The sequence below is a fragment of the Pseudomonas sp. B21_DOA genome, from assembly GCA_030544685.1.
In the GTDB taxonomy this organism is placed as follows: Bacteria; Pseudomonadota; Gammaproteobacteria; order Pseudomonadales; family Pseudomonadaceae; genus Aquipseudomonas; species Aquipseudomonas fluorescens_AO.
In genome coordinates this window covers 3,214,665-3,236,295 of the sequence record CP086683.1, presented here as the reverse complement: position 1 = coordinate 3,236,295, position 21,631 = coordinate 3,214,665, and the positions used below count along the sequence as shown (strand labels likewise).

The 21,631-nt window shown below is 61.0% G+C and carries 16 protein-coding genes and 6 pseudogenes; 16 read left to right on the top strand and 6 right to left on the bottom strand.

Going from position 1 to position 21,631, the window contains the following annotated elements:
- Positions 1-6: 6 nt before the first annotated feature.
- On the bottom strand, positions 7-399 hold the full coding sequence (locus LJU32_14805) for a hypothetical protein (GenBank protein ID WKV91220.1): 393 nt from the start codon (positions 397-399) through the stop codon (positions 7-9).
- Between LJU32_14805 and LJU32_14800 the strand changes: the two are divergent.
- The 4 genes and pseudogenes from LJU32_14800 to LJU32_14785 all read left to right on the top strand — a co-directional run bounded on the left by LJU32_14800 (position 341) and on the right by LJU32_14785 (position 3,478).
- Positions 341-475: pseudogene (locus LJU32_14800) on the top strand (FAD-dependent oxidoreductase). The gene LJU32_14805 and the pseudogene LJU32_14800 sit on opposite strands and share 59 nt — an antisense overlap.
- Before the next feature lie 23 nt (positions 476-498).
- The gene (locus LJU32_14795; GenBank protein WKV87101.1) at positions 499-1,386 is read left to right on the top strand and encodes a tryptophan 7-halogenase; all 888 of its coding nucleotides are present in this window, start codon (positions 499-501) and stop codon (positions 1,384-1,386) included.
- Between the two features lie 149 nt (positions 1,387-1,535).
- A pseudogene (locus LJU32_14790) lies at positions 1,536-2,581 on the top strand (methyltransferase domain-containing protein).
- A gap of 54 nt (positions 2,582-2,635) precedes the next feature.
- Complete coding sequence (locus LJU32_14785; GenBank protein WKV87100.1) at positions 2,636-3,478, top strand: NAD-dependent protein deacetylase; 843 nt, start codon at positions 2,636-2,638, stop codon at positions 3,476-3,478.
- Positions 3,479-3,497: 19 nt separating this feature from the next.
- On the opposite strand, the gene LJU32_14780 is transcribed toward LJU32_14785, so the two are convergent.
- Positions 3,498-4,394 (bottom strand): LysR family transcriptional regulator, encoded by an 897-nt coding sequence (locus LJU32_14780; protein WKV87099.1) that lies wholly within the window; start codon positions 4,392-4,394, stop codon positions 3,498-3,500.
- Between the two features lie 283 nt (positions 4,395-4,677).
- Between LJU32_14780 and LJU32_14775 the strand changes: the two genes are divergently transcribed.
- The 3 genes and pseudogenes from LJU32_14775 to LJU32_14765 all read left to right on the top strand — a co-directional run bounded on the left by LJU32_14775 (position 4,678) and on the right by LJU32_14765 (position 7,257).
- Complete coding sequence (locus tag LJU32_14775) at positions 4,678-5,376, top strand: CoA transferase subunit A (GenBank protein ID WKV87098.1); 699 nt, start codon at positions 4,678-4,680, stop codon at positions 5,374-5,376.
- 24 nt (positions 5,377-5,400) lie between these two features.
- On the top strand, positions 5,401-6,066 hold the full coding sequence (locus LJU32_14770; protein ID WKV87097.1) for a CoA transferase subunit B: 666 nt from the start codon (positions 5,401-5,403) through the stop codon (positions 6,064-6,066).
- Between the two features lie 11 nt (positions 6,067-6,077).
- Positions 6,078-7,257, top strand: a pseudogene (locus LJU32_14765) (acetyl-CoA C-acetyltransferase).
- 217 nt (positions 7,258-7,474) lie between these two features.
- Here the strand turns inward: LJU32_14765 and cobF are convergent.
- Entirely contained in the window at positions 7,475-8,230 is a 756-nt protein-coding gene (cobF, locus tag LJU32_14760; GenBank protein ID WKV87096.1) for a precorrin-6A synthase (deacetylating), read from the bottom strand.
- Positions 8,230-8,799, bottom strand: a complete 570-nt coding sequence (locus LJU32_14755; protein ID WKV87095.1) for a histidine phosphatase family protein — start codon at positions 8,797-8,799, stop codon at positions 8,230-8,232. The genes cobF and LJU32_14755 overlap by 1 nt, the downstream gene beginning before the upstream one ends.
- A gap of 317 nt (positions 8,800-9,116) precedes the next feature.
- Here LJU32_14755 and LJU32_14750 point away from each other — a divergent pair, with 317 nt between their 5' ends.
- From LJU32_14750 to LJU32_14715, 8 genes and pseudogenes are all read left to right on the top strand, one after another.
- Positions 9,117-9,971, top strand: coding sequence for a MurR/RpiR family transcriptional regulator (locus LJU32_14750; protein ID WKV87094.1), 855 nt, complete (start codon positions 9,117-9,119; stop codon positions 9,969-9,971).
- 2 nt (positions 9,972-9,973) lie between these two features.
- Positions 9,974-10,618, top strand: coding sequence for a cysteine hydrolase (locus LJU32_14745; protein ID WKV87093.1), 645 nt, complete (start codon positions 9,974-9,976; stop codon positions 10,616-10,618).
- A complete protein-coding gene (locus tag LJU32_14740) occupies positions 10,615-11,946 on the top strand; it encodes a glutamine synthetase (protein WKV87092.1) in 1,332 nt (443 codons plus the stop codon). Before LJU32_14745 ends, LJU32_14740 begins: the two co-directional genes overlap by 4 nt.
- Positions 11,930-12,682 (top strand): N-formylglutamate amidohydrolase, encoded by a 753-nt coding sequence (locus tag LJU32_14735; protein ID WKV91101.1) that lies wholly within the window; start codon positions 11,930-11,932, stop codon positions 12,680-12,682. Before LJU32_14740 ends, LJU32_14735 begins: the two co-directional genes overlap by 17 nt.
- Before the next feature lie 68 nt (positions 12,683-12,750).
- Entirely contained in the window at positions 12,751-14,100 is a 1,350-nt protein-coding gene (locus LJU32_14730; GenBank protein ID WKV87091.1) for an APC family permease, read from the top strand.
- A 118-nt stretch (positions 14,101-14,218) separates the two neighbouring features.
- Positions 14,219-15,235 (top strand): arginine N-succinyltransferase, encoded by a 1,017-nt coding sequence (locus tag LJU32_14725; GenBank protein ID WKV87090.1) that lies wholly within the window; start codon positions 14,219-14,221, stop codon positions 15,233-15,235.
- A 37-nt stretch (positions 15,236-15,272) separates the two neighbouring features.
- A pseudogene (gene astA / locus LJU32_14720) lies at positions 15,273-16,304 on the top strand (arginine N-succinyltransferase).
- A 157-nt stretch (positions 16,305-16,461) separates the two neighbouring features.
- Positions 16,462-17,331, top strand: coding sequence for an oxaloacetate decarboxylase (locus tag LJU32_14715; GenBank protein WKV87089.1), 870 nt, complete (start codon positions 16,462-16,464; stop codon positions 17,329-17,331).
- 127 nt (positions 17,332-17,458) lie between these two features.
- Here the strand turns inward: LJU32_14715 and LJU32_14710 are convergent.
- Both LJU32_14710 and LJU32_14705 read right to left on the bottom strand, forming a co-directional pair.
- Positions 17,459-18,696 (bottom strand): annotated as a pseudogene (locus tag LJU32_14710) (M20/M25/M40 family metallo-hydrolase).
- Positions 18,697-18,905: 209 nt separating this feature from the next.
- Positions 18,906-19,978 (bottom strand): annotated as a pseudogene (locus LJU32_14705) (diguanylate cyclase).
- Between the two features lie 187 nt (positions 19,979-20,165).
- On the opposite strand from LJU32_14705, the gene LJU32_14700 reads away from it, so the two are divergent.
- Positions 20,166-21,620, top strand: coding sequence for an NAD(P)/FAD-dependent oxidoreductase (locus tag LJU32_14700; GenBank protein WKV87088.1), 1,455 nt, complete (start codon positions 20,166-20,168; stop codon positions 21,618-21,620).
- Positions 21,621-21,631 lie beyond the last annotated feature (11 nt).

Here is a 21,631-nt window from a genome sequence, read left to right as displayed (position 1 = left end):
CGCACATCACAACCCGCGTATGAGCGGCGGGTCGTTTCGATGCATCGGGTTTATCAGGTGCTTGGCGCTGACGATGACAACGCCCAGCGCAATGCCTGGCCGCTGCTGTCGTTTCTCGAGGTGCAGCAACCGGACAACGAACTCGATACGGCCCAGCAGGAAGCCGGCGTTGTTCTCGAGGGCTGGGTGCAGCGTTTTTCGATGTACAAGCGCGGGGCTGTCAGCACTGCCGATGATGATTTCAAATTGCGTCACGTCGAAGTGGAGCGACAGGTCCTGTTGTTCGTCAGCGCCGATACCATCCTGATGAAACAGGATGCAGGGGCCTGGCAGATCGCTGATGAAACACTTTGATGTTGTGGTGATTGGCGCAGGCCCTGCGGGCTGCGCCAGCGCCATCAGTTGTGCCCGCCGAGGGTTGCGCGTGGCTTTGCTCGAACGGCACGCGTTTCCCGATTCCGCCCCGGCGAAAGCCTGCATCCGGGGATCGAACCGTTATTGCGACAGCTCGGCATCGCCGATCTGCTCGGTGCCTCGTCGACTCTGCGCTTTGAAGGTCAATGGGTGCACTGGCACGGCCCGGCGCGTTTCAACGCTTTCGGCACGGATGCAAATGGCCCATGGCGCGGCTTCCATATCAGCCGCGCGCAATTGGACAGGGCGTTGTTGCAGCAAGCGGCGTCCACGGGGGTCGAGGTGTATCAGCCATGTCGGGCGCAGCAGGTGCTCACCCATGGGCGCCGAGTCATCGGTGTGGAGACCGACAGCGGCTGCCTTTCTGCCTTGTATTTGATCGACGCCAGTGGAGCTACCGGCTGGCTTGGCCGCAAACTGCACCTGACGGAACAAATCGATTCTCCTGCGTTGGTGGCTCGCTACGGTTATTTGCAGGGTCGCTGCGAGCCCTACGCAAGCCATCCGCATTTGCTGGCTACCCCTGATGGCTGGACCTGGATCGCTCAGGTCAAGGCACAGTTGCTGCACTGGACACACCTGACGCTGGAAGCCGAGGCTACGCCGGGGATAAATCCTTGCCTGCGAATATTGCCCGCAGACCTGCAGGCATTACCGCAGGCGGGCCCGATACGCGGTGCGGATGTGAGCTGGCGCATAAGCGAGTTTGTGGCCGGTGATGGGTACTTTCTTGTGGGTGATGCTGCAAGCCGGCTCGACCCGGCTTCGTCGCACGGGGTGCTCAAGGCGTTGATGAGCGGCATGCAGGCCGCTCAAGCCATTCACGACGGCTGGTTCCGACCGCTACTGCGACCGCTCGCACAAGCACAGTATCAGCGATGGCTGCGCTGCTGGTATGAACACGACCTGACACAGCTGCGCAGTTTCTATGGTCAACACCCGTTCCCGCCCCGATGGCTGGGCACTGATTGAGCAAAAGGAGTCTAGACTCATTCATTACCCAGTCGAGGGGGCCGCAGGACTTCTGCTGTGCCCTGCCCCTATCCGTGACCACCGCCCGGTGGCGCCTGCCTCGACATTCAACGCCGCCGGACGGTGATCCTGTTTCAGGAGCACACGTGATGAATGAGGCGAAGCTCAACGAATTCATGGGCAAACTGGTCAACGACATGGGTGGCGCGGCGATGCTGGCCAATGTCATCGTTGGCGAAGAGCTCGGTCTGTACCGGGCCATGGCCGACAGCCAACCGATCAGCCCCGAAGCCCTCGCAGCCAAAACCACCTGCAATCCGCGCCTGGTGCGCGAATGGCTCAGCGCCCATGCCGCATCGGGCTATATGGATCACCTTGACGGTCAGTTTCGCTTGCCGGAAGAACAGGCGCTGGCGCTCGCCGTGGAAGATTCCCCGTGTACGTCGCCGGTGGACTCGGCGTGGTGGCGTCGTTTGTCCATGACAAAGACAAACTGGTCAAAGCCATGCGCGGCAATGGTGGTCTGTCCTGGGGCGATCACCACCCCTGTATGTTCAGCGGCACCGAACGCTTCTTCCGCCCCGGCTACAAAGGTCATCTGATCGCTGAATGGCTACCGGCACTGGACGGTGTAGTGGCCAGACTGGAGCGCGGCGCCAAGGTTGCCGACGTCGGCTGCGGACACGGCGCCTCGACGGTGATCATGGCTCAGGCGTTTCCCAAATCGCAGTTTTTCGGCTTCGACTTCCACGCGCCGTCAGTCACGGTCGCCACGCAACGCGCCGAAGAAGGTGGTGTGGGCGACCGCGCCACATTTTTCGAGGGCACGGCAAAAAACTACCCCCGTGGCGACTACGACCTGATTTGCTTTTTCGACTGCCTGCACGACATGGGCGACCCGGTCGGTGCTGCTCGGCATGCTTACGCATCGCTGAAAGACGATGGCACGGTGTTGCTGGTCGAACCGTTCGCCAACGACAAACTGGACGACAATCTCAACGCGGTCGGGCGTCTGTTCTACGCCGCCTCGACATTTATCTGCACACCCAATTCGCTGTCTCAGGAAGTCGGCCTGGGGCTCGGTGCACAAGCCGGGGAAATGCGCTTGCGCAAGGTATTCACCGAGGCTGGGTTCAAGCAGTTCCGTCGCGCCACGCAGACACCGTTCAACCTGATTCTGGAGGCGCGCAAGTAACCGATGCGGATCGCGTGCTAACCTGCGGGCACTGCCCATTCTGGAGTGCTGAGCATGCTCGACAGCCCGATCCGCGAACACTTCGACACGCTATTGCAGGCCATGGCCGAGGATAATTTTCTGGTATTGACCGGCGCTGGCATCAGCACGCCTTCGGGGATTCCGGACTACCGCGACAGCGACGGCGTCCGTCGCGGGCGGCAGCCGATGATGTATCAGGAGTTTCTCGCCGCCCCGGAATCACGCCGGCGCTACTGGGCACGGGCGATGCTCGGCTGGCCGCGCGTGCGCCAGGCCCGGCCGAACGCCGCGCATGAGGCGCTGGCGACGCTGCAGCAGCGAGGCCGGATCAGCGCGTTGATCACGCAGAATGTCGACACCCTGCACGATCAGGCCGGTAGCCACGATGTCATCGAACTGCATGGCAGGCTGGATCGTGTGCTGTGTCTGGATTGCGGGCAGCGCAGCCAGCGCGATGTGATCCAGCAGCAGATGGAAGCACAGAACCCCTATTTGAGAGGCGTCGACGCGATGCAGGCGCCGGATGGCGATACCTTGCTGGATCCAGCATTTGAAGCGCGCTTTCAGGTGCCGCAGTGCCCCCATTGCGCAGGTGAGCGGATGAAGCCGGATGTAGTGTTTTTCGGCGAAAACGTGGCGCAGCCGACGGCGGCACGGGCGATGGCGGCTGCCGAGAATGCAGCGGGGTTGCTGGTGGTGGGGTCGTCGTTGATGGCGTATTCGGCGTTTCGCCTGTGCCGGGTCATCGCCGAACGGGGCAAGCCGCTGATTGCGATCAACCTGGGCAAGACCCGCGCGGATGATCTGCTCGATTTGAAGATTGAAGGATCATGCGAAGCGCTGCTGCCGTTGCTGGCACAGCGACTCGACGCCTGAAACTCTATTGCAGGGGAGATCAGGGAAATAGACGTTCACTCAGGTTTTCCTGCTGGAGAATATCGAACAAGGCCTGCGCCGCCGCCGACAGCTCATTGCCCGGTTCGGTCAACACACCAATTGCCCGCTCGACCGAATCATTCAAAGTCAAACAATGCGCGCCCAGCTCGCACATTTGCCCCGCACACAACGCCGGCACCGCGCTGACTCCGAGCCCGCTGGCCACCATCCGGCCGACCGTTGCCAATTGGTGACTTTCGAATTCCACCGGCAATTTCATTCCACGCGCCTGCAGATGCTCTTCCAGCATGACCCGCACCGTCGATGGCCGCTGCAGGGTGATGAACGGTTCCTGCAGCAGGGTTTGCCAGTCGATATCAGAGCGCTCGGCCAACGCTGAATCCGCTGGCACCACAGCGACAAAACGGTCGACATACAACGGTGTGAAGTTCATCGAAGTGCTTTGCATCGGCGCGAACGCCACGCCAAGCTCGACCTGGCGATCGCGGACCATTTCCAGCACTTGCTCGTTGATTACATCATTGACCGTCACGTTGACGTTTGGATAACGCGCGCGAAACGTCTTGAGGATCGGCGGCAGCAGATTGCCGGCGAACGAAGGCATCGCCGCCAGCGTCACGCGCCCCCGTTGCAGGCTGAAACGCTGACGCATTTCGTCTTCGGCGTTGTCCCAGTCGGCAATCAACCGGCGCGCCAGCGGCAGCAGAGATTCGCCTTCCGGGGTCAGCGCGACATTCCGGGTGTTGCGGCTGAACAGCCGACCGCCCAGGCCCTCTTCCAGCGCTTTGATGGTCAGGCTGAGCGCCGATTGCGACAGGTGCAAGCGCTCGCAAGCCACGGCAAAGCTCAGGCTATGGGCGACGGCGAGAAAGGCACGGATCTGTTTGATGGTCATGGTCGCTTTGCTCCAGTTGCAAGCGTCAAGCTTTAAGCTGCAAGTCGTGATTACTGATCGTTCCCATGCTCTGCGTGGGAACGCAGCCCGTGACGCTCCGCGTCACTGGACGCAGAGCGTCCCTAGAGGCATTCCCACGCAGAGCATGGGAACGATCATCTCAGCCACTGGTGAGTTTTATCAATCAATCAACCGTAAAAATCAACTTAACAAATATATCCCACAGAGCGACACTCCAGTCATTCGGCTAGCCAGCCGCCCGCAAATAATAAAAGAGGTGCCTATGGCAGGTTTCGACAAGCGTGTGTATTCCTACGAGGAAGCGATGGCCGGGCTGGAAGACGGCATGACCGTCATCGCCGGCGGCTTCGGCCTGTGCGGCATTCCGGAAAACCTGATCGCCGAGATCAAGCGCAAGGGCACCCGTGACCTCACCGTGGTTTCCAACAACTGCGGCGTCGACGGCTTCGGCCTCGGCGTGCTGCTAACCGACCGCCAAATCAGCAAAGTCATCGCCTCTTACGTCGGCGAAAACAAACTGTTCGAAGAGCAACTGCTCAAGGGCGACATCGAAGTCATCCTCACCCCGCAAGGCACCCTGGCCGAGAAGATGCGCGCGGGCGGTGCCGGCATTCCGGCGTTCTTCACTGCCACAGGCGTCGGCACCCCGGTTGCCGAAGGCAAGGAAGTGCGTGAATTCAAAGGGCGAAAGTACCTGATGGAAGAGTCCATCACCGGCGACTTCGCCATCGTCAAAGGCTGGAAGGCCGACCATTTCGGTAACGTCGTTTACCGCCACACCGCGCAGAACTTCAACCCGCTGGCCGCCACCGCCGGCAAGATCACCGTGGTCGAAGTCGAAGAAATCGTCGAACCCGGCGAACTCGACCCGACGCAAATCCATACCCCGGGCATCTACGTCGACCGGGTCATTTGCGGCACGTTCGAAAAACGCATCGAACAGCGCACCATCCGCAAATAATTCAGGCCTACGGAGAACAACAACATGGCACTCACCCGCGAACAAATGGCTCAGCGCGTCGCCCGCGAAATGCAGGACGGCTACTACGTCAACCTCGGCATCGGCATTCCGACCCTGGTCGCCAACTACATCCCCGAAGGCATGGAAGTCATGCTGCAATCGGAAAACGGCCTGCTCGGCATGGGCCCGTTCCCGACCGAAGAAACCATCGATGCCGACATGATCAACGCCGGCAAACAAACCGTGACTGCGCGAATCGGCGCGTCGATCTTCAATTCCGCCGAATCCTTCGCGATGATCCGCGGCGGCCATGTCGACCTGACCGTCCTTGGTGCCTTTGAAGTGGACGTCGAAGGCAACATCGCTTCGTGGATGATCCCGGGCAAGCTGGTCAAGGGCATGGGCGGCGCCATGGATCTGGTGGCCGGTGCCGACAACATCATTGTCATCATGACCCACGCATCGAAGGACGGTGAGTCCAAGCTGCTGGCCAAATGCAGCCTGCCGCTGACCGGCGCCGGTTGCATCAAACGCGTGCTGACTGACCTCGCCTATCTGGAAATCGAAAATGGCGCTTTTGTCCTCAAGGAACGCGCACCTGGCGTCAGCGTTGAAGAAATCGTCGCCAAAACCGCTGGTAAACTGATCGTCCCGGATCACGTACCGGAAATGCAGTTCGCTGCCGAGTGAGGAATTCGAAAATGCAAGACGTCGTCATTGTTGCCGCCACGCGTACCGCGATCGGCAGTTTTCAGGGCTCTCTGGCCAATGTATCCGCAGTCGATCTGGGCGCGGCGGTGATCCGCCAGTTGCTCGAGCAGACCGGCCTCGACGGTGCGCAGGTCGATGAAGTGATCATGGGTCAGGTGCTGACCGCCGGTGCCGGGCAGAACCCGGCACGTCAGGCCGCGATCAAGGCTGGTCTGCCCCACGCGGTACCGGCGATGACCCTGAACAAGGTCTGCGGTTCGGGCCTGAAGGCGCTGCATCTGGGCGCGCAGGCGATCCGTTGCGGCGACGCCGAGGTGATCATTGCCGGCGGACAGGAAAACATGAGCCTGTCCAACTACATCATGCCGGGCGCCCGCACCGGTCTGCGCATGGGCCACGCGCAAATCGTCGACACCATGATCAGCGATGGCCTGTGGGATGCGTTCAACGATTACCACATGGGCATCACCGCAGAAAATCTGGTCGACAAATACCAGATCAGCCGCGAACAGCAGGACGCCTTTGCTGCCGCGTCCCAGCAAAAAGCTGCGGCTGCGATCGAGGCCGGGCGCTTCGTTGATGAAATCACGCCGATCCTGATTCCCCAGCGCAAAGGCGATCCGGTGGCGTTCAAGGTCGATGAGCAGCCACGCGGCGATACCACCGCAGAATCCTTGGCGAAACTGCGCCCCGCGTTCAAAAGGACGGCAGTGTCACCGCTGGCAACGCCTCATCGCTGAACGATGGCGCTGCTGCCGTGATTCTGATGAGTGCCGAGAAAGCCAAAGCGCTGGGCCTGCCGGTTCTGGCGAAAATCGCTGCCTACGCCAATGCTGGCGTCGACCCGGCGATCATGGGCATAGGCCCGGTATCGGCCACCCGCCGCTGCCTGGACAAGGCCGGCTGGAGCATCGATCAGCTCGACCTGATCGAGGCCAACGAAGCGTTCGCCGCGCAATCGCTGGCCGTGGCCAAGGACCTGCAATGGGATCTGGCCAAGGTCAACGTCAACGGCGGCGCCATCGCCCTCGGCCACCCGATCGGCGCATCGGGCTGCCGCGTGCTGGTGACATTGCTGCACGAAATGCTCAAACGCGATGCGAAAAAGGTCTGGCGACCCTGTGCATCGGCGGCGGTCAGGGCGTGGCTTTGGCGCTGGAACGCGCCTGATACAGAGTTCAAGGTTGACGGCGGATCCACGACATCCGCTGTTGGCTGGCAACAAAAACCCGGTGCGATTTGCGTTGCACCGGGTTTCTTTTTGCCTGGCCCAAATCGGCGGTGAATGTTCTGGCCCTTCGCGAGCAGGCTCGCTCCCACATTCCTCAACGCATTTCTCTGTGGGAGCGAGCCTGCTCGCGAAAGCGCTTGTTCAGCCGCCAACCACTCAAGGCTTGCGCAGCAGATAGGTATCCATGATCCACCCATGCTCCGCCCGCGCCGCTTTGCGCACCCGTTCGATCTCATCGGCCACATCCGCCAGCCTGCCGCGGATCAGTATCTCGTCTGGCGTGCCCAGGTAAGCGCCCCAGAAAATCTCGGTCTGCCGATCTGCCACCTGCTGATAGGAATCTTCGGCATCGAGCATCACCACCAGACTGTCCGTCTCACTCACCTGCCCCGCCGCCAAACGCCGGCCTGTGGTGATTTCTACCGAGCGACCAATCGTGTTCAAGGGTATTTTGTGCTGCGCAGCCAGGGCCTGAACGCTGGTGATCCCCGGTATCACCTCGTATTCAAACTCACGGCGGCCTGATGACTGGATCGCCTGAAGAATCCGCAACGTGCTGTCGTACAGCGCCGGATCGCCCCAGATCAGGAAACCGCCGCACTGGCCGTCAGACAATTCTTCATCGATCAGCCGCTCGAAGGTCTGTTGCTTGGCGCGGTTCAGTATATCGACGCTCGCCGTGTAGTCGACATCGCCGCGCTCGCGCTCCGGACTGCTGGCTTCGACGAAGCGATAAGCGTGATCGGTAATGTAGCGCTCGCAAATCTCGCGGCGCAGATCGATCAGCGTCTGCTTGCTCTGGCCTTTATCCAGCAGGAAGAATACATCGACCCGGTTCAGCGCTTTCACCGCCTGCATCGTGATGTAGTCAGGATTGCCGGCGCCGATGCCGATGACCAGCAGCTGTTTCATCAGAATTCCTCTTCGAGGGCCATGCCCGGCAAGCGTAGGCGCCAGATGCCATTGAAGCGCAGGTCGATCGTCGCCAGCGGCTCGATGTCGATCGCATTGAACGCCGCGCTTTGCAGCACCTGCGTCAGCGCTGCGCGCATGACGAACGGATGAGTGATTGCCACGACATGCCCCGGCGTTGCAGCGATTGTGTCCAGCCACGTCGCTACTCGCTGCATCAGTTGCGAGACCGATTCGCCGCCATGGGGCATCATTTCTGGATCGGCCAGCCAGGCTTGCAACGCGTCGGCGTGATTGGCCTGCAAATCCTTGATCGATTGGCCGTGCCAGTGTCCCCAATCGCAATCGCGCAGGTTCTGGTCGATTTCGGCATCGGCCCCCAACCACGCTGCTGTTTGCCGAGTCCGCAACTCCGGCCCGCAAATCAACCGCTGTGGCGGGGCGAACCGCGCCTTGAACGCGTCAGACACCTCAGGCAAATCTTCAACAGGCTCATTCGTAGGAAAACGCGCCAGTTTCTGTGCGACGGTTCGTGCATGGCAAATCAATGTCAATCGGCTACTTGGCACAAGCAGGTTTCTCGGTTGAAAGTTGAAACAAGCGACGGCAGAGCCGATCCGCTAGTCATTGTGCCGCAAACCGGAGGCCCTGAGCGTGACCGCCTGCCAGGCGCTCACTCATCTATACGAAATGTCTGACACCGCCATCAGCAATGGACTACAACACTGAGCGACTCCGGCCTAAGCCTTATTAAACGGGCGCCTTGCACGCTTTTGGTGCTCGCTGAACCTGTACAAAAATTCGCTAGACATGTAGCGCACATTACATAAATACTCTTTTAACGGATTGTGAAACGAATTCGACACCCCATCCAGCAGGAGCCCGGATGCCCCCTCTCAGAGACCTGATCACCGACCCCGGCCTGGACCTGACGCCGTCAGAGCGCAAAGTCGTCCGCGCCCTGCTCGATCAGTATCCGCGCAACGGTCTAGGGCCTATGGCGCGGCTCGCCGAACATGCCGGTGTGAGCGACCCGACCATCGTGCGTCTGGTGAAAAAGCTCGGTTTCGGCGGTTATGCTGAATTCCAGGAAGCCTTGCTCAGCGACATGGACCATCGCCTGCGCTCGCCACGCACGCTGTTGCAGCCGCGTTCGCAGCAGAACAAGGACGATGCATGGGCGCACTATCTGGCCGACAGTCAACGCTTGCTGGTCGACACTCAAGCCCTGACCCAACCCGAAGACGTGCGCATCCTCGTGGAGTGGCTGCTCGATAGCCGCCATCAGGTGTACTGCTTCGGTGGCCGTTTCAGCATTCTGATGGCCAATTACCTGCTCAACCACCTGCGTCTGCTGCGTCCCGGCTGCTTCGCCCTCGAAGACAACGCCCTGCTGCCTGATCGTTTATACGATCTGCAACGCCAGGACGTGGTGCTGGTGTTCGACTACCGGCGTTACCAGACCCAAGCCCTGCGCGTTGCGCAGGCGGCGAAGAACAATAACGCGCGGGTAGTGCTGTTCACCGATGTCTACGCCTCGCCGCTGCGCGAATTGGCCGACTTGATCATCAGCGCGCCGGTGGAGTCGGCCTCGCCGTTCGACACCATGGTGCCGGCGCTGGCGCAGGTCGAGGCGCTGATCGCCTGCCTGACCTTGCGCGTGCCGGACCCGGCCGATCGCCTGGAGGGCATCGATGCCCTGCGCAATGACTTTGCGACTCACCTGATGGAGGAAAAATAAGGATGTTCAGCCTTCCCCACCGCTCGCCACGCGACCTGCCGTTTGCGTTCGACCACACCGCTTTGTTGCTGGTAGACATGCAGCGCGCCTGGCTCGAGCCGCAATTCGACCCGCACCTGAGCGGGCCGGAGGCCGAATATTTTCTCCACCGCGCGCGCAGCCAGGTGGTGCCCAACCAGCAACGTCTGCTCGGCGCCTTTCGCCAGGCGCGGCAAAACGTACTGCACACCATCATCGAAAGCCTGACCGCCGACGGTCGCGACCGTTCGCTGGATCACAAGCTGTCGGACATGCACCTGCCCAAGGGCAGCGCGCAAGCGCAGGTCATCGCTGAACTGACCCCGGCCGAGAACGAAATCGTGCTGCCAAAGACCTCCTCCGGGGTGTTCAACTCGACCAACATCGACTATGTACTGCGTAACCTGCAGACCCGTCATCTGATCATCGCTGGCATCGTCACCGACCAATGTGTCGACATGGCCGTGCGCGACGCTGCCGACCGGGGCTATCTGGTGACGCTGGTCGAAGACGCCTGCGCCACTTACACAGCCGAACGCCACCACGCCTGCCTCAACGCGATCAAGGGTTACTGCTGGATCACCGACACTGAAACCGTGCTTGGCCGTTTACGGGAGATGCAGCCATGAGCGCACGCCTGACGCCGCTGCCGATGACTACGCTGGTCACCACCGACCTGATCGGCATTACCCGTGGCCGCTCGTTTCCTACCGATGAACTGGAGCACTACCAGGCAGCAGGTTGCGGCTGGGTTCCGGCCAACAGTGCGTTGACGCCGCAAGACATCATCGCCTCGAGCAGTCCTTGGGGCGCGTATGGCGACCTGCGGCTGATACCCGACCTGGACAGCCGCGTGACCGTCGGCAACGGCCCCGACGCCAATGCGCCGGTGCTGGATTTCATCCACGCCGATATTCGCGAGACCGACGGTCAAGCCTGGGGCGCCTGCCCACGTACGCTGTTGCGCGATGAAATCGAACGCTATCGCGATGAGCTGGGTTTGCAAGTCAACGCCGCCTTCGAACATGAGTTCAACCTGCACGCGGGCGTAGCCGAACATGCTGCGTTCTCTCTTGAAGCACAGCGTCAAGGCGCCGAGTTCGGCGGCTGGCTGCTCAGCGCCCTGCGCGCCGGCGGCGTCGAGCCGGAAATGTTCCTGCCGGAATACGGCAAACACCAATACGAAATCACCTGCCGCCCGACCCTTGGCGTCGCGGCGGCCGATCGCGCGGTCAACGTGCGGGAAATCACCCGGGAAATCGCCCGGCAAATGGGCCTGGATCTGAGTTTTGCGCCGAAGACCGCCGCCGAAGCGGTGTGCAACGGTGTGCACCTGCACGTGAGCCTGCTCGATCTGGCCGGCCAGCCGATGCTGTACGAAGCTGGCACCAGCAACGGCCTGTCGAGCATCGGCCAGCACTGGGCTGCCGGCGTCCTGCACTATCTGCCGGCGCTGTGCGCGTTCACCGCGCCGACGCCGCTGTCGTACCAGCGATTGCAGCCGCACCACTGGAGCGCGTCGTACGCCTGCCTGGGGCAGCAGAACCGTGAAGCGGCGCTGCGCATCTGCCCGACCGTGACCTTGGGTGGCAAGTCCGCCGCGCAGCAGTTCAACCTGGAATTCCGCGCCATGGACGCCACCGCCTCGCCGCATCTGGCCATGGCCGCGTTGCTGATCGCCGGGCGGCTGGGCATCGAACAGCGTCTGGCGCTGAACGCGATCACCGATGAAATTCCCGATTCACTCAACGACGAGCAACGCAAGGCCCGGGGCATCGTCGCCCTGCCCGCCTCGCTGGCCCAGGCGCTGGATTGCCTGCGTGACAGTGCAGCCTTCAATGAATGGCTGCCCAAGCCGTTGCTCGACACGTATTACGCCCTGAAAACCGAGGAACTGGCGCTGACGGAACAGCTCTCGCCCGCTGACCTGTGTGAGCACTATGCACGCCTGTACTGAATCCGCCGAGCTGGGGTTGTACACCCGACCGGTCTACAACCTGAGCCGCGAGGACTCGACGAATCCGTTGATCCTCGTGTGCGAGCACGCCAGTCGTTACATCCCCGAAGCCCTGAATAACCTGGGCCTGGACGAGGCGGCCGCGCGCGAACACATCGCTTGGGACATCGGCGCGCTGCAACTGGCCGAACAGTTGTCTCAACAGCTTGGCGCCACCCTGCTCAGCGCCAATTATTCACGGCTGTTGATCGACCTCAACCGACCGCGCCATGCGCCGGACAGCATCCCGCTGCAAAGCGAGATCTACCAGATACCCGGCAATCGCGATCTGGACGAAGCGGCGCGCGAGTATCGACGGCAGACGCTGTTCAAACCGTTTCATGCGCGCTTGCAGACGTTGATCGACGAGCGCATTGCCCAAGGCCGGCCGGTGCGGGTGGTCGGCATTCACAGTTTCACCCCGGTGTATTACGGCCAGCCGCGACCACTGGAAGTCGGCGTATTGTTCGGCCAGGCCAAAGACTATGCCGAGCGTCTGCTCGACGGGCTGCAAGCGCACCCGCTGAAGGTGGCGGGCAACCAGCCGTACAGAATTGATCCCTTGGGCGACATGACCGTGCCGGTGCACGGCGACGCCCGCGGCCTTGAAGCAGTGCTGATCGAGGTGCGCAATGACTTGCTGCGCAGCCCCGAAGCCGTATCGCGCTGGGCCGGCTACCTCGCGCCTTTGCTGTAGGAATCGCGGTAAATGATGGACCGATAGAACAACTAAAACGACCGATGGCTGACAAGGAGTTGCGCTTCATGGAAATTGAAGAATTCGGCTACAAGCAAGAGTTGAAACGTAGCCTGACGCTGACCGATCTGGTGGTGTACGGGATGATTTTCATGATCCCCATCGCCCCGTTCGGTGTGTATGGCTACGTCAACGCCGAAGCACCGGGGATGGTGCCGCTGGCGTACATCATCGGCATGGTCGCGATGCTGTTCACCGCGCTGAGTTACGGCAGCATGGCCAAGGCCTTTCCGATAGCAGGCTCGGTGTATTCCTACGCGCAACGCGGCCTTAACCAACACGTCGGTTTCATCGCTGGCTGGCTGATGCTGCTCGATTACCTTTTGATTCCACCGCTGCTGTACCTGTATGCGGCGATGGCGCTCAACCACCTGTACCCGGACATCCCCAAGGTCGGCTTCATTCTGGCGTTCCTGGTCAGCGCGACATTCGTCAACCTGCGCGGCATCACCTTCACCGCGCGAATGAACATCCTGTTCCTGCTGGCACAACTGGTGGTGCTGGGCATCTTCCTGTTCTACGCCTGGAACGCCCTGCACAACGGTGGCGGTAACGGCGAGCTGACCATGGCGCCGCTGTATCACCCGGAAACCTTCAACTTCGCCCTGCTGATGCAAGCGGTGTCGATCGCCGTGCTGTCGTTCCTCGGCTTCGATGCGATCTCGACCCTCGCCGAAGAAATCAAGGAAGACCCCGGCCGCAGCGTCGGTAAGGCAGCGCTGATCACGCTGGCGGTGATGGGCACGATTTTCGTGGTACAGACGTGGATTGCCACCGATCTGGCGGCGGGCATGGGCTTCAAGTCCGCCGACACCGCCTTCTATGAAATCGCTGAAATCGCCGCCGGCAGCTGGCTGGCAACGCTGACTGCGGTGGCGACAGCACTGGCCTGGGGCGTCGCGGTGGCGATCACCTCGCAGGCTGCGGTGTCGCGTCTGCTGTTCGGCATGGCCCGCGACGGCAAACTGCCGAAGGTGCTGGCCAGGGTTCACCCGAAACACAACACGCCGTACCTGAGCATTTATCTGGTGGCGGTGCTGTCGCTGCTGATCTGCTACTTGTTCCTCAATGCGGTGGACATTCTCACCTCGCTGATCAACTTCGGCGCACTCAGCGGTTTCATGCTGCTGCACCTGACTGTGATCAACCAATACTGGCGTCGGCAGAAATCCGGGCAAGTTGTACGCCATCTGCTCTGCCCGGTGATCGGCTTCATCATCGTCGCCGCCATCATGTACAACATGGGCGTCGATGCGCAGAAACTCGGTCTGATCTGGATTGCCCTGGGCCTGGTGTACCTGTTCTTCCTCAACAAGCTCGGCGCCAGCACTGCGCTGCCCGATCCGAGCAAAGGCTGACAAGAAAAAGAGCGGCGTCTGACAACAAATCAGGCGACCGCCGATTCAACGCGTGGAAACCGACAGTGATAGTCAGGTTCGGCGAACGGGCCGAACCTTTTGATACAGGAGTACATCCATGCTGGTCTTACGCCCAGTCGAGCAGAATGATCTGCCCCAGCTACAGCGCCTGGCTCGCGAGAGCCTGATCGGCGTGACTTCGCTGCCGGATGACAGCGAACACCTGCGCGAGAAAATCGCCGCGTCGTGCGTGTCTTTCGACAGCGCCGCTGCAGCGCAGGGGCCGGAGAACTATTTCTTCGTGCTCGAAGATCTCGAACGCCAGCAACTGGTCGGCTGCTCGGAAATCCTTGCCACCGCCGGTTTCAAGGAGCCGTTCTACAGCCTGCGCAACCGCCATTTCACCAGCGCTTCGCGGGAATTGAACATCGAGCACGGCGTGCCGGCGTTGTCGCTGTGCCATGACCTCAGCGGGCATACCTTGCTGCGCGGTTTCCACATCGACGCCACGCTGGTGCGCACACCGTTTTCCGAACTGCTGTCGCGGGCGCGCCTGCTGTTCATTGCCGCGCATGCGCAGCGGTTCTCCGAGGCGGTGATCACCGAGATCGTCGGCTACAGCGACGAACAGGGGCATTCGCCATTCTGGGATGCGCTGGGCAAGCATTTCTTCGACCTGCCCTACGCCGAAGCCGAACGTCTGTGCGGTTTGCAGAACCGCACGTTTCTCGCCGAACTGATGCCGCAATACCCGATCTATGTGCCGATGCTGCCGCAAGCGGCGCAGGACTGTATTGGCCGCGTGCATCCGGACGGCCAGGAAGCATTCGATATCCTTGAACGCGAGGGCTTCGAAACCAACAGCTACATCGACCTGTTCGACGCCGGCCCGACCCTCTATGCGCGCACCGCGAACATTCGCTCGATCGCTGACAGCCAGACCGCCATTGTCCGCCAACAAGTATCGACCGACGCCCGTGGCCGTTACCTGCTCAGCAACGACGCCCTGCATGACTACCGCGCGATGGTCACCGAACTCGACTATCACCCCGGTCAGCCGCTGCCCCTGACCCCCGCCATCTGCGCGGCGCTGAAGGTCAGCGATGGCAGTTCGATACGGCTGGTCGCACTGTGAGCCGCGTTTGCCTTCCGTGCCTGCAAGGAGTTGGAGCATGATTGTCCGTCCGGTAAAAGTCAGCGACCTGCCTGCCTTGATGACCCTCGTCGAACAAGCCGGACCGGGTTTTACTACCCTCCCGGTCAACGAGGACCGCCTCGCGCACCGAGTGCGCTGGGCGCAACGGGCCTTCGCCGAACAGGTGGAACGGGCCGATGCCGATTACCTGTTTGTGCTTGAGGACGATGAACAGCGCGTGGTCGGTGTCAGCGCGATGGCTGGCGCCGTTGGCTTGCGCGAACCCTGGTACAACTACCGGCTCGGCGTAACCGTCAGTTCGGCGCCAGATCTGGGCATTCAGCGACAGATTCCGACGTTGTTCCTCAATAACGAACTGACCGGCCAATCCGAGCTGTGCTCGCTGTTCCTGCGCCATGACCAGCGCAACGGCAGCAATGGCCGCCTGTTGTCGCTGGGGCGTCTGCTGTTCGTCGCCGAATTTCCGCACCTGTTTGGCGAGAAGATGATCGCCGAACTGCGCGGCAGTGCCGATGAAAACGGTTGCTCGCCGTTCTGGGACAGCCTCGGCCGGCACTTTTTCCAGATGGATTTCACCCACGCCGATCACTTGTCGGGCCTGGGCAACAAAGCCTTTATTGCCGAACTGATGCCGCGCCAGCCACTGTATACCTGCCTATTGACCGAACAGGCGCAGGCCGCGATCGGCCAGACGCATCCGAACACTCAGCCAGCGCTGAAAATTCTTCAGGCCGAAGGCTTTGCGCACCAGGGCTACATCGATATTTTCGATGGTGGCCCGGTCATCGAAGCGCCGATCCGCAGCATCCGCACGGTGCGTGACAGTCTCGAACTGACACTTAGCCTCGGCACCCCGGACGAGCAGGCGCCGCTGTGGCTGATTCACAACCGCCGCCTGGAAAACTGCCGCATTACCGTGGCCCCCGGTCGACTGGTAGGCAACAGCCTGGTGGTTGATCGTCTCACCGCCAAACGCCTGCAACTTCAGCCGGGCAATTCGGTGCGTGCGGTACTCCTGCCCCATCAACAGCAGCACGCCGTGGCGGCCTGTTTTTTCCAGCGCAGGAGGTTAAACCTTTCAGCCGCCAGTCTCACTGAGCAAATTCGTCATGATTCTTGACCCATTCGCGTGATAGCCTTTTCATTCTTCGGCGTTGACACCTTTGCTCAAGCCTTTCCATTCCTTATGTATTGGTGGAACTCGTATGACCAGGCTTTCCCATCAAGATTTGCGCCGTAACTTCCGTCAGCTGCTGGCCTCCGACACTTGCTATCACACGGCTTCGGTGTTCGATCCGATGTCCGCCCGCATCGCCGCTGACCTGGGTTTTGAAGTAGGTATCCTCGGCGGTTCCGTGGCCTCGCTGCAGGTACTCGGCGCACCGGACTTCGCCCTGATCACCCTCAGTGAATTCGCCGAACAGGCCACGCGCATTGGCCGCGTCGCCCAATTGCCAGTGATCGCCGACGCCGATCACGGCTACGGCAACGCCCTTAATGTGATGCGCACCATCGTCGAACTGGAACGCGCCGGCGTTGCTGCACTGACCATCGAAGATACCCTGCTGCCCGCGCAATTCGGGCGCAAATCCACCGACCTGATCACCGTGGCCGAAGGCGTCGGCAAGATCCGCGCGGCGCTGGAAGCCCGGGTCGACACCGAGATGGCCATCATCGCCCGCACCAACGCCGGCATTCTGCCGATCCAGGAAATCATCAGCCGCACCCGCCAATATCAGGCGGCGGGCGCTGACGGTATCTGCATGGTCGGCGTGCAGGATTTCGACCAACTGGAACAAATCGCCGAGCACCTGACCGTGCCGCTGATGCTGGTCACGTACGGTAACCCGGCCCTGCGCGACGACAAACGTCTGGCAGAACTCGGGGTGCGCGTGACCATCGACGGCCACGGCGCCTACTTCGCTGCGATCAAAGCGACTTACGACAGCCTGCGCGAACAGCGGCAGATCTTCACCCAGGCCGCCGATCTGAGCGCGACCGAATTGACGCACACCTATACCCAACCCGAGGAATATATTCTCTGGGCCAAGGAGTACATGAGCGTCAAGGAGTGACGCAAACGCAGCACCGGCCCCTTCGCGAGCAGGCTCGCTCCCACAGTTGAAATGCGATCCCCTGTGGGAGCGAGCCCGCTCGCGAAAGCGTCTGAAGTTACAACGCTAGATCGGGACAGTTACCTCATCACCGCGGCTTCGCCAACTCCATGATCATCCGCGACAACAGATAAATCCGCGGCGCCACGCTCGCCACTTCGGCGTATTCCTCGGGCGTGTGAATATTGCCGCCGACAATCCCGAAGCCATCCAGAGTCGGCGTGCCAACCCCTGCGGACAGACTGGCATCCGCCGCGCCACCACTGCCCTCCTCGGTCAGCTTGCGGCCAATCTCGCCGTAAATTCCCTGGGCCATGGCCATCAGGCGATCCGACTCGGCCGTTTGTGGCATCGGCGGTAAACCGCGCTGCAAGGACGTTTTCACTTCGGTATCGGCGATCAACTTTTCCTGCGAGACCCGCGCCAGATCCTTCTCGATGCGATCAAATTCCTCCGGCACTGCCGCGCGCACATCCGCCTTGGCCGTGGCCTGATCCGGAATCACGTTGGTGCGATCGCCGGCCTTGAGCACGGTGAAGTTGATGGTGGTCTTCTTCGCCTCGTCGCCGAGCTTGCCCAGTTGCAGAATCTGGTGCGCCGCTTCCATCGCCGCGTTCCGTCCCAACTCTGGCGCGACGCCGGCGTGAGCGGCTTTGCCTTTGACTTCGACCAGCGCCGTCGCACTGCCCTTGCGCCACACCACCAGGCCATCGGCCGGGCGGCCCGGTTCGAGGTTGAGGGTCACATCGTGCTGTTTGGCGGTTTTCTTGATCAGGTCGGTGGCGACGTCCGAGCCGGTTTCTTCGCTGGCGTCGAGCAGGAAAGTGATCTGCGCGTAATCCTTGAAGTCGAGGTTCTTCAGCACTTTCAGCGCGTAGATACCGGCGACGATCCCGCCCTTGTCGTCCATCACCCCCGGCCCGTAGGCGCGGCCGTCCTTGATGTGGAATGGCCGCTCGGCAGCCGAGCCTTCCTTGAACACCGTGTCCATGTGCGCCATCAGCAGGATTTTTGCCTTGCCGGTGCCTTTGAGCGTGGCCAGCACGTGGTTGGATTTTTCCGGCGTGTTGGGCACCAGTTCGATGGTTGCGCCGAGTTTTTTCAGCTCATCGATGGCAATGTCGCTGACCTGTTTCAGGCCCGGTTCATAACCGGAACCGGAGTCGATATTGACCAGTCGCTCCAGTAACTTCAGGGCTTCGGCTGGTACTGCTCGGCATCGGCGAGCACTTGTTTATGCGGTTCGGCGAAAGCGTTTACGGCCGAGAACGCGAGGGACAGACCGAGGCTGGCGGCCAACAGGGAGCGGGGAAATGAGAACGTCATGAAGCAGTCCTTGTTTCGTGTCGGAGGGATTCAACCGTAACCGACATCGGCGCAAGGCTCTATAGTGGATGCGACACTGATCTAACCGACAACACATACCCCGGTGGGAGCGAGCCTGCTCGCGAAGGCGTCGTGGCAAACCATATTGATACCGACTGACCCAGCGCTTTCGCGAGCAGGCTCGCTCCCACAGGCATCAGCAACCCTCGTCAAACCGAATCCAGCAGCGCCTGCCTCGGCTTGTTGTCGCTGATGCAGATCACCCGATTACGCCCACTCGCCTTGGCTTCATACAACGCCTGATCGGCTTCATCCAGCCAGCGCGTGGCGTCGGCATGGCTCGGGTCGTATGCGGCCAGGCCAATGCTCAGACTTACCTTCAGCGCCGGGTTCTGCTCATAGCCCAGAAGCGCGAAACGCTCGCGCAAGGCTTCCATGGCTTGGGCGGCATTGAACAGCGGCAGCTCCGGCAGGATCACGCAGAACTCATCCCCGCCGTATCGTCCGGCCACGTCCGTGGCGCGCAGATTCTGTTTGAGCAGTTTGCTCAACTGGCGCAGGACGATATCGCCAGCGACGTGGCCATAGGTGTCATTGATTACCTTGAAATGATCGATGTCGATCAGCGCAATCGCGGCGCCCTGCTGCTGGCGGTTGCAGCGCTGGAATGCGAGGTTCAGTTGATCCTTCCACGCGCCGTGATTGAGCAGACCAGTGAGGCTGTCGGTACGACTCAACGCCAATAATTCGCGCTTGTGCCGACCGAGGGTCGAAGCCTGGCGAAAGCAGATCCAGCCCAGCGCCAGCGGATACAGCAACAGCAATGGCAAACAGGCGTATAGCTGCAGCGGGGTTGTTGGCGGGATGAACGCCGGCGCAAACACCACCAGCCCCACGCCGATGCCCAATAGCTGCGCCACCGTGCCCGCCAGCAAAACCGCCCACCGCCAATGGCGACGTTGTTCATCGCCATCATCGAAATCGTGGTTGCGCTGGGCAGCGGATTGAACTGCATGGCGGCGACCCAGAAGCCGCCCATGAATGCGTCGATCAGCAAATTGCGATGTTCGGCGCGAAACGGCACGCTCGACCGGCGGGCCCATTGAAAGGCCAGATGTGGCCAGACCAGGCCGTTGAACAGCATCAGACCCCACACCCACAGCGGCGGATCGAGCGCATGCATCGCCACACTGACACACATCAGCCCGAGCAGCAGCCCGAACACCCGCGACGTATACAGCCTCCTGGCCAGTGAAAGTCCCTTTCCTCGCGTATTTCCCATAAGGGCCTCGACCGCGCGATGCATGGTTACACCCAGACACGGTGTGTTCGGAGTCTATCAGGGCACCGTTAAATAGCCATCACCGGCCAGCGGCCTGAATAGAGCGCCATCAGCGCCGCACACGCGGCCCAGACTTGGCTATAAATGAAAGAGGGGAAATGGAAAAACAACTACAAAAAGGGGGCACATGCATACCTACGCTGTGTTGATCATCGGCAGCGGTTTCGGCGGCCAGTGCGCGGCGGTCAACCTGCTCAAGGCCGGGATCGACGACTTTCGCATTCTCGAGCGACGCGACTTCTTCGGCGGCACGTGGTGTCAGAACACCTATCCCGGTGCAGCCGTGGACGTGCCGTCGCCGCTGTATTCGCTGTCATTTGCGCCCTACCGCTGGACGCAGATGTTCGCCGAACAGGCAGAATTGCAGCGCTATACCGAACAGGTAATCGAGCAGTTCGGTTTGCGCGAACGCGTAGAACTGGGGGCCGATGTCGAGCGCGTCGAATGGGACGATGCGGAAAAGCATTGGTTGGTGCACACCCGTGCCAAAGGTACTTTCCGAACCCAATTCCTCATCAACGCGTCCGGGCCGTTGAGTCAGCCGGTCATCCCACACTTTCCAGGGATGGATCGCTTTCAAGGCAAGACTTTTCACACAAATAATTGGGATCACAGCTACGACTATCGCGGTAAACGCGTGGCGATCGTCGGCAGTGGTGCCAGCGCCGCGCAGGTGATCCCGGCGATTGCGCCACAAGTCGAACACCTGCATGTGTTCCAGCGCACGCCGCATTGGGTGCTGCCCCGAGCCGATCGCAAATTCGGCCGTTTCCAGCGCTGGCTGCTCGGCTTGAAGCCGGCTTACAAGCTCCTGCGCTGGCTGATCTACTGGCAATTCGAAACCCGGGTGATCGCCTTCAAATACTCGAAACCGGCGATTCACCTGGTTCAGCAACATGCGCTGCGTTTTCTCAAACGCCAGGTTCCAGACCCGCTGCTGCGACAGAAACTCACCCCGGATTTCACCATCGGCTGCAAACGGGTGCTGGTGTCCAGCACGTATTATCCGGCGCTGAGCCGCGCCAACGTCACACTGCACAGCCGCGAGCATGGCATCGCTTCGATCGATGAAAGCGGGATCAACACCGTGGACGGCGAGCATCTCGATGTTGATCTGATCGTCTGGTCGACCGGTTACGACGCCACCGATGGGGTGATTTCCTACCCGGTCAGCGGCAAAAACGCGGTGCAACTCAGAGACGTCTGGGCCGAATACCCGCGCGCCTACCTCGGCACCAGCCTGCCAGATTTCCCCAATCTGTTTATTGTCACCGGGCCGAACACCGGCATTGGCCACACCTCGGCGCTGTTCATCATCGAATCGCAGATGAACTACATCCTCGACTGCATCTGCACCGTGCAGGCCAAAGGCCTGCGCAGCATCGAAGTACGTCATGACGCGGAACGTACCTACACTGCAATGATCCACCGGGAAATGCAGCGCACGGTGTGGAAGTCCGGCGGCTGTCACAGTTGGTACCAGAGCAAGAGCGGTCATGTGATCGCGATGTTTCCCGGCTTCAGTTTCAGCTATCACCTGCTGACCCGGGCGCTGAAACCGGCCGACCATATTTTGTCCTGAACACGTAAAAG